This is a genomic window from Sulfitobacter sp. (assembly GCF_041552635.1).
GTDB lineage: Bacteria > Pseudomonadota > Alphaproteobacteria > Rhodobacterales > Rhodobacteraceae > Sulfitobacter.
Map to the genome: position 1 here is coordinate 1 of NZ_JBFEKM010000105.1, position 15,101 is coordinate 15,101.

Below are 15,101 nucleotides of genomic sequence, written 5' to 3' on the forward strand. Positions count from 1 at the left end.
GAGCAGGTTCTGGCGGTCACATTGGGCGATGATTTCGTGCTGCCCGCCGCCGCCAGCATCTGCGCCTGCACTGATATGACCCATGAGGATGTGCGCCGCATGATCAAATCGCAGCGGCTGACCTCGATGCCTGCCGTCTGGCAGGAATGCGGGTGGAAAACCTCGTGCGGATGCCATGTGTGCCGCCCTGCCCTGAACTTCTATCTGCTGGCAGACTGGCCGCTGGACTATGCCGATGATCCGCAGTCGCGTTTCATCAACGAGCGCAAGCACGCCAACATTCAGAAAGACGGTACGTTTAGCGTGGTACCGCGCATGTGGGGCGGGATCACCACACCAGACGAACTGCGCGCGATCGCGGATGCAGCCGATAAATACATGGTGCCCACAGTCAAGGTCACAGGCGGCCAGCGGATCGACCTGCTGGGCGTCAAAGGCGAAGACCTGCCCGCGATCTGGAAGGATCTCAACGATGCGGGCATGGTGTCGGGCTATGCCTACTCCAAGGGGCTGCGCACGGTCAAAACCTGCGTGGGCACGGATCATTGCCGCTTTGGCACACAGGATTCTACTGGCCTTGGCATCAAGCTGGAAAAAACGCTGCACGGCTCTTGGACACCCCATAAGCTCAAGCTTGGCGTGTCGGGATGCCCGCGCAACTGTGCCGAGGCGACCTGCAAGGATATCGGTGTAATCTGTGTCGACAGTGGCTATCAGATCAGCATCGGCGGTGCCGCTGGCATGGACGTCAAAGAGACCGAATTGCTGGTACAGGTGGCGTCTGAGGCAGAGGCGATAGACGTGATCAAGGCTATGACGCAACTCTACCGCGAGAACGCCAAATACCTTGACCGCATTTACAAATGGATGGCCAAGGTGGGTCTGGACTGGATCAAGACGCGTGTCGTGACCGATCTGGCAGAACGCGCCGCCTTGGTGGAACGGTTCGAGCTGAGCCAGAGTATTTACCGCCATGATCCTTGGGCGGCCCATGTCAATGACAAGGCCGAAAGCTACCAGCCCCTTGCGCGGCTTGATCTGGAGGCAGCGGAATGAGCGCCTGGATTGATATTGCGGCCCTTGACGACATCCCCCAGCGTGGAGCGCGTTTGGTCAAAACGGCCCAAGGCTGTGTGGCCGTGTTCCGCACCGCCACCGATGCGGTCTATGCCCTCGACAACAGCTGCCCACACAAAGGCGGGCCTTTGGCCGAAGGGATCGTGCATGGCACCTCCGTCACCTGCCCGCTGCACAATTGGGTGTTCTCGCTTGAGACGGGCCAGGCCCAAGGCCCGGATGAGGGTCAGGTGGCCACCTATCCCGCGCGCGTCGTAGACGGGCGGATCGAATTGGAGGCGGCCTTCCTCGCGGCACGTACCGCCGCATGAACCTGACGCGGACAACCTGCCCCTATTGCGGCGTTGGTTGTGGCGTTTTGGCAGGGCCCAACGGCACGATCAAAGGCGATCCCGATCATCCGGCAAACTTTGGGCGACTGTGCTCGAAGGGGGCCGCACTGGGCGAGACAATTGATCTGGAGGGACGATTGCTTGCGCCACAGATTGCGGGCATGGAGGTAGACTGGGATAGCGCATTGGAGCGTGTCGCACAGGCGTTCTCTGACGCGGTCCGCGATCACGGGCCTGACAGCGTTGCGTTTTATGCCTCTGGTCAGCTGCTGACCGAAGACTATTACGTGGCCAACAAGCTGATGAAAGGGTTCATCGGCTCGGCCAATATCGACACTAATTCGCGGCTGTGCATGGCATCATCGGTGGCGGGTCACAAGCGCGCTTTCGGGACGGATACTGTGCCCGGTACCTATGCCGATCTGGAGGAAGCGGACCTGATTGTATTGGTCGGCTCAAACCTCGCGTGGTGTCATCCGGTGCTCTACCAGCGCATCGTAGCAGCGAAAGAGGCGCGGCCAAACATGCGCGTGGTCAACATTGATCCGCGTCGCACGGCAACTTGTGATCTGGCGGATACGCATTTGCGCGTGGCACCTGACGGGGATGTGGCGCTGTTCAACGGGTTGCTGGTCTATCTGGCCGACCATGACCACCTCGATATGGACTATGTCACCGCCCATGTGGGCGGATGCAGTCCCGCACTGGCGCAGGCGCGTGCCACCGATGCTTTGCAATCCGGCATCAGCACCGAAGATCTGGACCGTTTTTACAAGCTTTGGGCGCAGACCAAAAAGGTCGTGACCGTCTATTCGCAAGGCGTGAACCAATCCGCCAGCGGCACCGATAAAGTGGGCGCGATCCTGAATTGTCATATGGCCACAGGGCGCATCGGCAAGGTGGGCACCGGGCCGTTTTCCGTCACGGGCCAGCCCAACGCCATGGGGGGGCGCGAAGTTGGCGGGCTGGCGAATATGCTGGCCAATCATCTCGACATCGAGAATTCCGAACACCGCGACACGGTGCAAGCCTTTTGGAACAGCCCCACCATCTGTGACCAAGCGGGTCTCAAGGCCGTTGATCTGTTCGAAGCCTGTGCGCGCGGCAAGATCAAGGCGCTTTGGGTGATGTCCACCAACCCTGCCGTCTCGATGCCCGATGCGGGATATGTGGCGAAGGCCATAGCAAACGTGCCATTCGTCGCCGTCTCCGACATCATGGCGCGGACGGATACCGGGGATCTGGCCGATGTACTGCTTCCCGCGGCAGGCTGGGGCGAGAAGGACGGCACGGTCACCAATTCCGAACGCCGCATTTCGCGCCAGCGGGCGTTTTTGCCAATGCCGGGTCAGGCACGCCCGGACTGGCGCATCATCAGCGATGTGGCCACGCGTATGGGGTTTGGTGAGGCGTTCGACTATGACACCTCCGCCGATGTCTTTGCCGAATATATCGCACTGGACGCGGCCGCGCGCCCCTTTGACCGCGATCTGGACCTGAGCATCTTTGCCGATGTCGATTACGCCAGACTGATCCCCACGCAATGGCCGCGCAACGATGCACGGTTTTTCGCGGACGGCAAATTCTACCACACGGATGGCAAGGCGCGGATGCTGCCGATCACGGCGCCGACGTTGGAGCACAACGGCCTGACGCTCAATACAGGGCGCAACCGTGACCAGTGGCATACGATGACGCGCACGGGGAAATCCCCGAAACTGGGCGCGCATCTGGCGGAGCCTTATCTGGAAATCCATCCAGACGATGCGGCGGATGTCGGCACATACCACGGCGATCTGGTGGCGGTCGAAACGGCTCAGGGCAGCGCCATCCTGCGCAGCCTTGTCACCAACCGCGTTGCGCGCGGACAGCTTTTTGCACCGATGCACTGGACCCGCCAGACCGCGCACGGGGCTGTGGTGAATGCGTTGATGACCTCTGTCACAGATCCTTTTTCCGGCCAGCCCGCGCTCAAACGCGGCAGGGGCGTGAGCGTCTCTCCCTTTGTGGCCAAGTGGTATGGCTTCATGGCTTGCGCGCAGAAGCCACGGGCCACGACGCCCTATGCCGCGATTGCACGCACGGCTACGGGGTGGCAGGTCGAGATGGCAGCACTTGAATCGCCGCCCGACTGGACCGAGGCCGCCCGCAGCATCGCACATCTGCCAGAGGCGGAGGCGGCAGTCTATGAGGACAGCTCAGACGGCACCCTGCGCGTGGCGTTGAGCACTCATGGCATGATCCAAGCACTGTTCTTTGTCGCAAATAGCCCCGTGGCGCTGTCGCGCAGTGCGGCCATCGCGCATATCGGGAAATACACGCCGCCGCTGGAGGCCTTGGCGGGGCGCATGGGCAACAACCAGCCCGACCCCGGCGCAATCGTGTGTGCCTGTCTGAACGTGGGTCAGAACACGCTGGTCAATGCAATCGGTGCGGGGGCATTTTCCGTGGCGGCCTTGGGTGAGGTGACCTGCGCGGGGACCAACTGCGGCTCTTGCAAGCCTGAGCTTGCACGGCTGGTGGCGCAGCACAGCCTGCCGGTGGCGGCAGAATGACCCTCGCCCCTTTTGTCAGGATCGTCGCACAGGGCAAGGGGCGCGCCCGAGCCATGACCCTGGATGAGGCGCAAGATGCGATGAGCGTGATCCTGCAGGGAAAGGCTGCGCCTGAGGCGGTGGGCGCGTTGCTGATGGTGCTGCGTTTGCGCGGGGAAGATCCGCAGGAGATCGCCGGTTTCACCGCCGCCCTGCGCGCGCATACAACGGGGCAACTGCCGGCTGCTGATCTGGATTGGCCCAGCTACGCCGCGGGGCGTAGTCGGGGCGCGCCGCTTTATCTGCTGGCGGCACGGCTGGTGGCACAGACGGGTGTGCGCATTTCGATGCACGGCCACAATGCCTATCAAAACGTGGCAATACGGCCCGATGATCTCCGTGCGCTTGCGGGACCTCAGGTGCGGTATGACCCGCTGGCCGAGTTGTGCCCCGAGGCCTTTTCCCTGTTGGACCTGCGCAAAGACCTGGGCTTGCGGTCATGCTTTAACACGGTGTTGCGCATGTGGAATCCAGCGCAGGCACCCGCCACGGTGCAGGGCGTGTTCCATCCCTCCTATCGCAGCCTGCAGGCGCAGGCCGCCGAGATATTGGGCCAGAAAACCCTGAGCATCATCAAGGGCGGCGGCGGCGAGTTCGAGCGCCATCCCTCCAAGGACATCATCTGTTTCGGCCTGCGCAAAGGTCAGCACATCCAGGAAAAAGCCCCCGCGATCCTGTCCCAGACCCGCCGCTTGCATGAAGAGGGCACGAGGATCGACCCGATGGCGCTTTGGCAAGGGACGCTGCGCGATCCGTTTGCCGAAGCCACCGTGACCGGCACCGCCGCATTGGCGCTCTGGACGCTTGATCCGAACTTAACCCTCAACGCCGCGCAGGCCCAAGCGAACGCGCTTTGGCTGGACCGCACCATAGATTAAGGAATTTACGCATGAAGACTTTTCCGATGTTCCTGCAGATGGCGGGCCGCCGTGTTGTGATTGTGGGCGGCGGCGAACAAGCGGCGCAAAAGACGCGGCTGATGCTCAAAACCGAAGCCACGATCACCGTGATCAGCGATGCGCTGGATGATGAGTTGGCTGCACTTGCCGCCGTTGGCCGGATCACCCAACAGCGCGGTGCGATAATCGCGCAAGACTTCGGGGATAGCGCATTGGTGTTTGTCGCCACAGGCTGCCCCGGTGCGGATGGTGCGCTGCATGCGCTCGCCAAAACGGCAGGGGCGACCGTGAACGTAGTGGACCAGCCCGCGCTGTGTGATGTGATCACCCCCTCGATCGTGGACCGCGATCCGGTTGTTGTCGCGATCGGAACAGAAGGCACAGCGCCCGTTCTGGCCCGCCAGATCAAGACGCAAGTGGAGCAGATGCTGGAGCCCGAACTGGGCGCGCTGGCGTCCCTTGCGGGACGGTTGCGCGCCAGCGCGGCACAGCACCTTGGCCCGCGCGCACGGCGCGATTTGTGGCGGTGGGTGTTTGGTGATGCACCCCGCCGTGCTCATGCGCGCGGGGCGCAGCGTGAAACAGCACACATGATAAAAAAGGCCATTGCCACAGGTGATTTCGGACAAGAAACCGGCGGGAGTGTTGCATTGGTCGGGGCTGGTCCAGGGGCAAAGGACCTCATCACCCTGCGCGGCGTGCAGCGCCTGCAAGAGGCCGATGTGATCTACTATGATCGTTTGGTGGACCCCGAAATTCTGGAACTGGCGCGGCGGGATGCAGAGCGGATCTATGTGGGCAAACGGCCCGGCTGCCACAGCTGGCCGCAGGAGAAAATCACGCAAACAATCGTTGCCGCCGCCAAGGGCGGAGCGCGGGTTGTACGCCTCAAATGCGGCGATCCGGGCATTTTTGCCCGTGGCCTTGAGGAAATTGAGGCCCTGCGTGCGGCAGATATTCCCGTTGAAATCGTACCCGGTGTTACTGCGGCGAGCGGTGTGGCGGCAGCCAGTGGCCAGACCCTAACGGAGCGGGACGAGATCGACACGTTAGTGCTCACCACGGGGCATGTCTCGGAGGGATGTGCGGTGCCAGAGGTCCTGCGCACCCTCACGCCGGGAACGTGCGTGGCCCTTTATATGGCCGTTCGCGCGGCACCGCAGATCAGCGCATATTTGTCCACACGTCACGCGCCCCACGCCATTGACGTCACTATCGTTGCACATGCGCAAACGGATGCCCAGATTGTGACGAGCTGCGATATCGCGTCGCTTCCTGCAACACTAGTGGCGCATGGCATCACGGATACTGCGACTCTCCTACTCAAATTACGAAGGAGCGTTCGACATTGTCAGCAGGCGCAAAAAACCGCAGTCAGGCCACCGATCAGGAATTCTGACAGCTCTGCTCCCGGCAATTCGTCAAGCCAGTTGCGCAACTCGCCCAGCATGCCCACGCCAACGTCTTTTGGAATGATGCGATAATCCAGCACCCATTTGCGGGCTTCGGGGATGTCGCGTTTCGGCCAACATCGCACCGGTATCGAGGACTTCCACCCCCTCGCCCCGCATCAGATCGGAAGAAACATCATGATCCTTGCGCGCCTGTTTGACCCATATCACATCATTGAACAGCAGATCTTCGCAATTTGAGGGCACCAGTCTGCGGTACGCAAGGCCCGGCCTGCAAGCGATCTCACGGCCGATCTCTTGGTTCATTTCACGGTCGTACTGGCCGGCTGGGATGATCCATGTCAGCGCCGCCACGAATATGATCAACAGAAACAGGATGGTGTAGGCGGTTGGAAACCGGGATTGCAGACCCGGATTTTGTCCCGCATCGTCGGTTGTTGAAACGCTCATCGTGATAACTCCCATCTGCCTGTTTCTCTTAGGCAAGTGCTTCCCGATGGTCTCTGCCCTGCATTAATCTGCGTTACTCGTCCGTTTCGACGGTTTTCGGAAAGGCCCCTTGACCTCGGTCAATGCCTCAAGACTGCTCCTTGCTATCCTTAGCAAATAACAAGGCACAAAAGGACAGGCATCGCGGTGACTGACACGCAAATTGGCCATATTATTGCAATTGAAGGTGGCATTGCAGACGTGCGCTTTGACGATGGGTTGCCCACGATTGCCACGCGTCTTGTGACTCTGACCGACCCCGAGATTTCTATCGAGGTCGCGAGTTTGCCCGCGTCTGACATCGCACGGGGCCTAGTGCTGAACCCCTCACCCGCGTTGCGGTTGGGCTTGGCTGTACGCGATACCGGTCGCCCTATCGAAGTGCCGGTTGGTGATGTGGTTCTGGGTCGGATGTTCAATGTATTTGGCGACACAATCGACGGAAAAGGCCCCTTGGGCGATGTACAGCGCCGACCGATCCTGCATGATCCCGTCCCGCTGTCAAAACGCCGGGTCGAAGGGGCGATCTTTGAGACCGGGATCAAGGCCATTGACCTGCTCAGCCCGCTTGAACGGGGCGGCAAGGCCGGGCTTTTTGGCGGTGCCGGTGTCGGCAAAACCGTTCTGATCACCGAAATGATCCACAACATGGTTGCTGAATATGATGGCGTCAGCCTGTTTTGCGGGATCGGCGAAAGATGCCGCGAAGCTGAAGAATTATACCGAGAAATGGGCGAAGCGGGCGTTTTGGAAAACACCGTCATGATGTTCGGTCAGATGAACGAAAGCCCCGGCGTTCGCTTTCGCGTCGGTCACGCCGCATTGACGATGGCAGAGTTTTTCCGCGATGACCGGGGGCGCAACGTGCTGGTGCTGATCGACAATATTTTCCGTTTCGTACAAGCGGGATCCGAGGTCTCAGGGCTGTTGGGACGCATTCCAAGCCGCGTCGGGTATCAGCCCACACTCGGGACCGAACTGGCCGATCTCGAAGAGCGCATTTGCTCGACCGACCGGGGCGCGATGACCTCTATCCAGGCGGTTTACGTGCCTGCTGACGATTTTACGGATCCGGCAGCAACGCATGTGTTTTCGCACCTGTCCGCCTCGATCGTGCTGTCGCGCAAGAAGGCCTCCGAAGGGCTGTATCCGGCAATAGACCCGCTGCAATCCTTTTCCAAGATGCTGACCCCCGGCACAGTCAGCACACAGCATTACCGTGTTGCCCGCGACGTGCGCAACACGCTGGCCGAATATGACGACCTCAAGGACATCATCGCCATGCTGGGCCTTGAAGAATTGTCGCAAAAGGACCGTGCAACCGTCCGTCAGGCGCGCCAGCTTGAACGTTTTCTGACCCAGCCGTTCTTTTCCACGCAGGCGATGACCGGCAACACCGGTCGGTTCGTTTCACTCAAACAAACGCTGGATAGCTGCGAGCGTATTCTCGGGGGGGAATTCGAGGGGCGGGACGAAGGAGACTTTTACATGATCGGGTCGGTTGACGAGCTTGAGCAGGCGAAGGGTGAGGATGCGGCTTAGGGTGATCACTCCGGCGGCGGTGTGCGTTGATAGCAATGTCAGCCGCATTGTCGCCGAAGCGCCGAACGGGTTTTTTGGCATGTTGCCAAACCACATCGACTTTGTGACACAGCTGGTACCCGGCATTCTGGTTTTTGAACCTGAAGGCAGCGGCACGGACCGGTTTGTCGCGATCAACTCCGGCACACTGGTAAAGTGCGGCGAAGACGTGCGCGTCGCGGTTCGCGGTGCCATGGAGGGCGACGATTTGGGCGTCCTGCAGGGCCGTGTCGTAACCGAATTCAGGCAACAAGATGAAGACGAACGTGATGCCCGCGCTGCGCTGACACGGTTGGAGGCGACAATGATCCGCCGGTTCCGCGATCTGGAAAAGGCGGATCGATGACAGACAAAGAGCCAAATGAGACCGAAATCATCTCGCGCAAGGCCAAGCGCATGGCCGAGGCCCGCAAGCACCGCAGGCAAAGTGCGTGGTACGGTCTGGGCATGTTTGGTCTTGTCGGCTGGGCGATTGCAGTCCCTGTGATCGCGGGAATCGCCTTGGGGGTCTGGATTGATGAACGGTGGCCGGGCGAGACCTCGTGGACACTGGTTCTGCTTTTGGCGGGCGTCACGCTGGGGTGCCTGAACGCGTGGTACTGGGTGCAGCGGGAGGGGCGTGATGACTGAGACAGCACCGCATTACGGCACCCTCATGCTTTTGCTCGGAGTGTTAACGGTATTCTCCGTCCCGATCCGTGTCGTTTTGCGGCGATATGCGATACCGGCAAGCGTCGCCTTTATCGGTCTTGGCATCCTGCTTTCAGCCACTGATCAAAGCATGGATTTGCTGACACCGCGCTTGTCCGACGAAATCGAGGTCTTCGCCCAGATTGGCATTGTCGCGCTGTTGTTCCGCGTCGGTATGGAAAGCGATCTGGATGCGCTTGTCGGGCAGCTGCGCCGTGCCGTGATGATCTGGGTGCCTGATATCATGATTGCCGCAGCGCTGGTGTTTATGTTGATCTGGTTCTGGCCCGGCCTCGGGCTCGTCCCTGCAATAATTTCCGCAGTCGCGGCCAGCGCAACAAGCATAGGCGTTTCCGTCAGTGTCTGGGAGGAAGCGGGCAAAATCGACACCCCACAAGGCGCGCTGTTGCTTGATGTCGCCGAGCTTGATGACCTGTCGGCGGTCCTATTGCTGGGCATGGCCTTTGTTGTCATTCCGCAGCTTCAGAACGGGTTTGATGCGACGGATCGGAGCGCAATTGCCGTTGCAGGCGCTCTACAACTTCTCAAGATCCTGATTTTCTGTGCGGTGTGCTATGCATTTTCACGCTTTCTGGAACAAAGGCTGTCCGAAGTCTTCGCCCGTCTCGACAAATCCCTCGGTCCGTTTCTATTTGCCGCTGGCACCGTCTTTCTGATCGCCGCTTTGGCAGATGCTTTTGGCTTTTCGATGGCGATCGGGGCGCTTTTTGCGGGCCTCGCATTCAGCCGCGATCCCCAGGAACGGCGCATCGACCAGGCGTTTGGCTACATCCTTGCGATTTTCGGGCCTTTCTTTTTCATGTCCATCGGCCTGTCGGTAACGACCAGTGGACTGGGTGTCGCCTTGCCTCTTGCGTTTGCATTGCTTGCGGCGCTGATCGCGGGAAAGCTGCTGGGTGCGGGGTTTTCCGCAGCCCTGCTGTCCGGTCGGCAGGCCGGGGTCCTTCTGGGGGCGAGCATGATCCCACGGGCGGAAATCTACCTGATCGTGATGCTGGGCGGCCTCGCCTTGGGTGACTGGGCGATGCCACAGATTCTTTATAACGCAGCCGTGCTGGCAAGCATTGGCACCTGTCTGGTGGGGCCAATTCTCGTCAGCAAACTGCTGTCAGCAAATCAGACAAAGGAACAACGCACATGACCAGCGATATTGGCATTATTCTGGTGGCGGTCTTGGCTGGCATCGCCCTTGGCGGCCTATACTTGAGGCTTCTGTGGGCCTCGGTACGATTGCTGCCTTTGCGCCGAGGGGCCGCAATGTTCCTTGCACTGGCTCTCGCGCGCGCAGCGCTGGTGATATCCGCGCTCGCCGGTGCGCTCTTTCTCAACTTGCCGCCAATAGGGATTGCCGCTGCCCTTGCGGGGTTCATCGCTATCCGGCTTGTGGCCACGCGCATGGCTGATCCAAGTGCCGGAGTGGTGCCATGGAAATAAGCCCCGACAGCTGGATATTGTACGAGTGGAGCGGCTGGCAACTGAACGCGACTGTTGTCTTCACCTGGGTGGTTATGGCGCTCTTGGTGCTGGTGTCTTGGATGATCACCGCGCGCCTCAGCGAGGGGGAAACCGTCTCACGCTGGCAGGTTCTGCTAGAAGTGATCATTGCCACGATCCAAGACCAAATCGACGAGGTTGGTGCCGAAGACCCAAGTCGGTACCTTCCCTTTATCGGCACCTTGTTTCTGTTTATCGCCACCGCCAACATCCTTAGTATCGTGCCCGGCTACCAGCCGCCGACTGGCTCTTTGTCGACCACCGCCGCCCTTGCTATTTGCGTTCTGATCGCGGTGCCGCTTTTTTCGATCTCGCGGCGCGGGTTTGGTGGCTATCTCAAGACCTACATCCAGCCCAGTCCGCTCATGCTGCCGTTTAACATCGTCAGCGAAATGTCCCGCACTATTGCACTGGCCGTCCGGCTCTATGGCAACGTGATGAGCGGCACAGTGATCGTTGGCATCCTGATCAGCGTGGCCCCGTTCTTTTTCCCGGTGGTCATGCAGCTTCTCGGCCTGCTTACCGGTCTGATCCAAGCCTATATCTTCGCCATTCTGGCGATAGTCTACATTGCGTCTGCAAGCCGGTCTGGAAGTCAGCCAGCGGCAGAATGCACTCATCTAAACAACCAAGGAGACTGAAAATGGACCCCGCAACCGTGATTGCCGCCGTCTCGATCCTGACCGCAGGCCTGACCATCGCCATCGGCTCGATCGGCCCGGCGCTGGCCGAAGGGCGTGCCGCGTCGCAGGCACTTCAGGCGCTTGCGCAACAACCCGACGCGTCGAACACAATTACCCGGACGCTCTTTGTCAGTCTGGCGATGATCGAATCCACAGCCATCTATTGCTTTGTCGTCTCAATGATCCTGATCTTTGCCAATCCGTTTACCGATATGGTTCAACAAGCCGCCGGAGGGTGACATCGTGCAGATCGACTGGATCACAGTTGCCGCGCAGATCGCGAATTTCCTTGTTCTGGTCTGGCTGTTGCAGCGGTTTCTCTACCGGCCCATCACCCGCGCGATGGCCCGACGCGAAGAAGAAATCAAGAAGCGGCTGGCAGAAGCTAAAGAGGCCCGAAAGGACGCGGAGGATGAAGCCGAAACACTACGTGGCAAGCAAACGGACCTTGAAGGCGAAAAAGATCAGATACTGGATAATGCGCGGCAGGAGGCGCAGTCCCTGCGCGAGCGGTTGGAGGATGATATTCGAGAAGACATGGAAGCCCGCCGCGAAATCTGGCGCACCCACCTTGAAGAAGAGCGCGCAGGTTTTGCAAGCACGCTGCAACGCCGGGCCGGGCATCAGGTGATCGCAATCACCGAACAAATGCTGCATGAATACGCCCGCGCAGATCTGGCTGGCGAGTTGGCCACGGGTTTCATAGCACGTCTGGAGGATCTCGAAGATGATCGGCGTGACAAGCTTGCAAAAGCCGCATCGCGTTTACACGAGCCGGCGATTGTTGAAGCCAGCGTAACGTTAAAGCCAAGCACACGCGGGCAAATTACCCGCGCAGTGCATGACGTACTCAAAACTGAAATCGACGTAGAATACCGACAGGATCAGGATCTGGTGCTGGGTGTCCGTCTTACCGTAGGCGAACAGACATTGGAATGGTCCGCCGCGCTGCATCTCAAACGGCTGGATGGCGCGCTCGATGAGGCGATTGACAGTATGGCACCAAAACGGTCCCCCAAATCTGACGCGCAAAGCGGATAGCCATGAGCCTGTTCGATACCTTGTCCGAGACGTTGTTCGATCCACTGGAGCGGGCACGCGAAAATGTTGATGCACGATTGGAAATGGCCGAGATCGCCCGCATCCTATCAGTTGGAAACGGTGTGGCCCAGGTTGCTGGTTTTACCGATCTGCATGCCGATGAACTGGTATCCTTCCCTCATGGTATCATGGGCATCGCCTCGAACCTGCGGCAGGACCGCATCGGCGTGATCGTGCTGGGCGATACCGACAGACTGCGTCCGGGCGACAAACTGCGCCGCACCGGTCGCGTCGTCGACGTGCCTGTCGGCGCGGCACTGCTGGGGCGCGTCGTAGACGGTTTGGGTCGACCGATAGACGGAAACGGCCCGCTCGATACAGACGAACGCCAACCCGTAGAGCGCCCTGCCCCGCCCATCATGCACCGCGCGCCGGTCGATGTCCCGCTCCAGACCGGGATCAAGGCCATCGACGCCGCGATTCCCATCGGGCGCGGTCAGCGGGAGCTGATCCTAGGCGATCGTCAAACTGGCAAAACGGCGATTGCCGTTGATGCGATCCTCAACCAACGAGACACAGGCGTTTTGTCGATCTACTGCGCTATTGGTCAGCGCGCCTCGGCAGTTGCGCGCGTCATTCAAGACCTGCGCAAAGGTGGTGCCTTGGAACGTACGATCATCGTTGTGGCCGGGGGCAACGACGCGCCGGGACTGCAATTCGTGGCACCCTATGCGGCCACCACGATGGCCGAGCATTTCATGGCACAAGGCCGTGATGTACTGATCGTCTACGATGATCTGACGCGTCATGCGCGTGCCTACCGCGAATTGTCACTGCTTCTGCGTCGCCCGCCGGGCCGCGAGGCCTATCCCGGCGACATCTTTTATATACACTCCCGTCTGCTGGAACGCGCGACGCACCTGCGCGACGAACATGGCGGCGGCTCCCTTACCGCCCTCCCCGTGGTCGAGACGCAGGCGCAGAACATCTCGGCCTATATCCCGACCAACCTGATCTCGATCACCGATGGCCAGGTGTATCTGTCACCAGAACTCTTCGAGAAAGGGCAATTGCCTGCAATCGACATCGGCACATCGGTCAGCCGCGTAGGCGGCAAGGTGCAACTCCCGGCATTCCGCGCCGTCGCCGGAAACCTGCGCCTGATGTATTCCCAGTTTGAGGAACTTGAGAGTTTCGCCCGCTTTGGCACACAACTGGACGACGAAACCAGGATCAAGCTGACCCGCGGCCAGCGGGTACGCGAGATTTTGAAGCAACGCGAACATCAGCACCTGAATGTGCCCGAACAGGTCGCGGCCCTGCTGGCCGCAACCGAGGGGCTGCTCGACGACATCGCCCCTGATGACGTCGCCGCAGCCGAAGAGACGGTGCAAAATGCAGTGCAGAAGTTCGAGCCCGATCTGTGCGAGCGGATTGGGGCTGGCGCAGATCTGAGCCAAGACGACCGCGATGCGCTGATCGCCACGATGCGAAGGGCGTTGCACGCCAAGGAGGACGAAAAAGACAATGGAGACGCTTGAGAGCCTGTCCGAAGCACTGGATACGACGAAAGACATCCAGTCGATCGTGCGGACGATGAAATCGCTTTCGGCGGTCAGCATCCGGCAGTACGAACGCGCAGAGGAAGCGCTTGCAGACTATGCGCGGACGATTGATCTGGGTCTTGCAGCGGTGCTTGGCGAAAGTCGCGCCCTAGGTTCTTCGTCAGCCAACGGGCGTACCGACAAGAATGGACGCGAGGCCCTGATCGTCATCGGATCGGATCGCGGACTTTGCGGGCGCTATAACGAAGTCATCAGTCGCTTTGCCAATGATCATCTCTCCGGTCGCGATGCCGTGCTCGGCGTTCTGGGGGTGCGGGCTGCGGCCCGATTAGAGGCAGGAGGGCATAGCTCAGATGCGCTGTTCACGGTGCCGGGGTCGGTGGACGGTATCACCGGGGTCGTTCAATCCGTGATCATCGCGATTGACGGATGGACCGCCGGTCATGGCGTCTCGCACGTTCGTGTGGTCCATAATCGTCGTATTGGACACAACACAGCACAGCCGGTCATGCGTCAATTGCTTCCGATCCCCGACGATGAACTTGAACAAGCCGAACAGACCCCTTGGCCCGCCCGAGGACGCCCGATCTTCCGAATACAGCGTGACGTATTGTTGTCATGGCTTGTCCGGGAACGTCTTTTCTTGCTGTTGTACCGCGCTTTGGCCGAAGGTCTGGCAAGTGAGCACGCCACCCGGTTGGCCGCCATGCAAAACGCTGAACGCAACATTGAAGAGCGCCGTGAAGACCTGTCGGGAGCCGTCCGGCAGAAGCGCCAAGAAAGTATCACCCGAGAGCTTCTGGATGTGGTCGCCGGGTACGAAGCGGCTGGCCCCCGCGAATAACATGATCGGTCTTCTCGAAACAGCCCGCTCCAAGCAGCCCGGCGGAATCGCGTGCCAGAATGGCCCCCTCGTCGATGGGGATCATCAACAAGGACGCCGCGCTTTTTTCGCTCCAGATCACCGTGTTGCTCCGGGCGTTCGCTAACGCATTGAACGTGATGCCAAGCCAACCAAGTTCAGCCGCAAGTCTTTCCCGGATCGCGGGCGCATGGGTGCCCATTCCGCCCGCCAGAACGATGCCATCGACGCCGCCAAGTGCCGCAGCCATAGGCCCTACGGATGGACCTCTAAACCTACGGACAAGACCGATCAGCAGATTCGGAAGCAAAACGCTCTAGTCATTAAGATAGTCATGCCACAGCTTACGGTCCAACCCATC

The 15,101-nt window shown here is 60.1% G+C and carries 17 protein-coding genes; 15 read left to right on the plus strand and 2 right to left on the minus strand.

The genetic code is table 11. The annotated features are described in order from the left end of the window. The 5 genes from ABYT07_RS13070 to cysG form a co-directional block, all read left to right on the plus strand. Window positions 1–1,056 (plus strand): (2Fe-2S)-binding protein (locus ABYT07_RS13070; RefSeq protein WP_372992241.1); only part of this gene is annotated, 1,056 nt, incomplete at its 5' end. Beyond that, the gene (nirD, locus tag ABYT07_RS13075) at window positions 1,053–1,388 is read left to right on the plus strand and encodes a nitrite reductase small subunit NirD (protein ID WP_372992242.1); all 336 of its coding nucleotides are present in this window, start codon (window positions 1,053–1,055) and stop codon (window positions 1,386–1,388) included. The genes ABYT07_RS13070 and nirD, both read left to right, overlap by 4 nt. Next, the gene (locus ABYT07_RS13080) at window positions 1,385–3,964 is read left to right on the plus strand and encodes a molybdopterin-dependent oxidoreductase (RefSeq protein WP_372992243.1); all 2,580 of its coding nucleotides are present in this window, start codon (window positions 1,385–1,387) and stop codon (window positions 3,962–3,964) included. The genes nirD and ABYT07_RS13080 overlap by 4 nt, the downstream gene beginning before the upstream one ends. Continuing rightward, complete coding sequence (locus ABYT07_RS13085) at window positions 3,961–4,881, plus strand: glycosyl transferase family 3 (protein WP_372992244.1); 921 nt, start codon at window positions 3,961–3,963, stop codon at window positions 4,879–4,881. Before ABYT07_RS13080 ends, ABYT07_RS13085 begins: the two co-directional genes overlap by 4 nt. An 11-nt stretch (window positions 4,882–4,892) precedes the next feature. After that, window positions 4,893–6,386, plus strand: coding sequence for a siroheme synthase CysG (gene cysG / locus ABYT07_RS13090; RefSeq protein ID WP_372992245.1), 1,494 nt, complete (start codon window positions 4,893–4,895; stop codon window positions 6,384–6,386). Here the strand turns inward: cysG and ABYT07_RS13095 are convergent. Then, window positions 6,324–6,764: an arginine deiminase family protein gene (locus ABYT07_RS13095; protein ID WP_372992246.1), complete on the minus strand. Its 441-nt coding sequence runs from the start codon at window positions 6,762–6,764 to the stop codon at window positions 6,324–6,326. The genes cysG and ABYT07_RS13095 overlap by 63 nt on opposite strands. 180 nt (window positions 6,765–6,944) lie before the next feature. On the opposite strand from ABYT07_RS13095, the gene atpD reads away from it, so the two are divergent. From atpD to ABYT07_RS13145, 10 genes are read left to right on the plus strand one after another with little or no spacing between them, the layout of a single operon-like run. Then, a complete protein-coding gene (gene atpD, locus ABYT07_RS13100; protein ID WP_372992264.1) occupies window positions 6,945–8,345 on the plus strand; it encodes a F0F1 ATP synthase subunit beta in 1,401 nt (466 codons plus the stop codon). After that, the gene (locus ABYT07_RS13105) at window positions 8,335–8,730 is read left to right on the plus strand and encodes a F0F1 ATP synthase subunit epsilon (RefSeq protein WP_372992247.1); all 396 of its coding nucleotides are present in this window, start codon (window positions 8,335–8,337) and stop codon (window positions 8,728–8,730) included. The genes atpD and ABYT07_RS13105 overlap by 11 nt, the downstream gene beginning before the upstream one ends. Continuing rightward, on the plus strand, window positions 8,727–9,014 hold the full coding sequence (locus ABYT07_RS13110; RefSeq protein ID WP_372992248.1) for an AtpZ/AtpI family protein: 288 nt from the start codon (window positions 8,727–8,729) through the stop codon (window positions 9,012–9,014). The genes ABYT07_RS13105 and ABYT07_RS13110 overlap by 4 nt, the downstream gene beginning before the upstream one ends. Then, window positions 9,007–10,236, plus strand: coding sequence for a cation:proton antiporter (locus ABYT07_RS13115; RefSeq protein ID WP_372992250.1), 1,230 nt, complete (start codon window positions 9,007–9,009; stop codon window positions 10,234–10,236). The genes ABYT07_RS13110 and ABYT07_RS13115 overlap by 8 nt, the downstream gene beginning before the upstream one ends. Continuing rightward, window positions 10,233–10,529: an ATP synthase subunit I gene (locus ABYT07_RS13120; protein ID WP_372992252.1), complete on the plus strand. Its 297-nt coding sequence runs from the start codon at window positions 10,233–10,235 to the stop codon at window positions 10,527–10,529. The genes ABYT07_RS13115 and ABYT07_RS13120 overlap by 4 nt, the downstream gene beginning before the upstream one ends. Next, on the plus strand, window positions 10,520–11,230 hold the full coding sequence (locus ABYT07_RS13125; protein WP_372992253.1) for a F0F1 ATP synthase subunit A: 711 nt from the start codon (window positions 10,520–10,522) through the stop codon (window positions 11,228–11,230). Before ABYT07_RS13120 ends, ABYT07_RS13125 begins: the two co-directional genes overlap by 10 nt. A gap of 2 nt (window positions 11,231–11,232) precedes the next feature. After that, entirely contained in the window at window positions 11,233–11,511 is a 279-nt protein-coding gene (locus ABYT07_RS13130) for a F0F1 ATP synthase subunit C (protein WP_372992254.1), read from the plus strand. 4 nt (window positions 11,512–11,515) lie between these two features. Beyond that, a complete protein-coding gene (locus ABYT07_RS13135) occupies window positions 11,516–12,313 on the plus strand; it encodes a F0F1 ATP synthase subunit delta (RefSeq protein WP_372992255.1) in 798 nt (265 codons plus the stop codon). 2 nt (window positions 12,314–12,315) lie between these two features. Further along, on the plus strand, window positions 12,316–13,854 hold the full coding sequence (locus ABYT07_RS13140) for an alternate F1F0 ATPase, F1 subunit alpha (protein WP_372992257.1): 1,539 nt from the start codon (window positions 12,316–12,318) through the stop codon (window positions 13,852–13,854). Continuing rightward, complete coding sequence (locus tag ABYT07_RS13145) at window positions 13,841–14,722, plus strand: F0F1 ATP synthase subunit gamma (protein WP_372992259.1); 882 nt, start codon at window positions 13,841–13,843, stop codon at window positions 14,720–14,722. The genes ABYT07_RS13140 and ABYT07_RS13145 overlap by 14 nt, the downstream gene beginning before the upstream one ends. Here ABYT07_RS13145 and ABYT07_RS13150 read toward each other — a convergent pair. Continuing rightward, the gene (locus ABYT07_RS13150) at window positions 14,664–14,990 is read right to left on the minus strand and encodes a hypothetical protein (RefSeq protein ID WP_372992261.1); all 327 of its coding nucleotides are present in this window, start codon (window positions 14,988–14,990) and stop codon (window positions 14,664–14,666) included. The genes ABYT07_RS13145 and ABYT07_RS13150 overlap by 59 nt on opposite strands. Window positions 14,991–15,101: the final 111 nt, after the last annotated feature.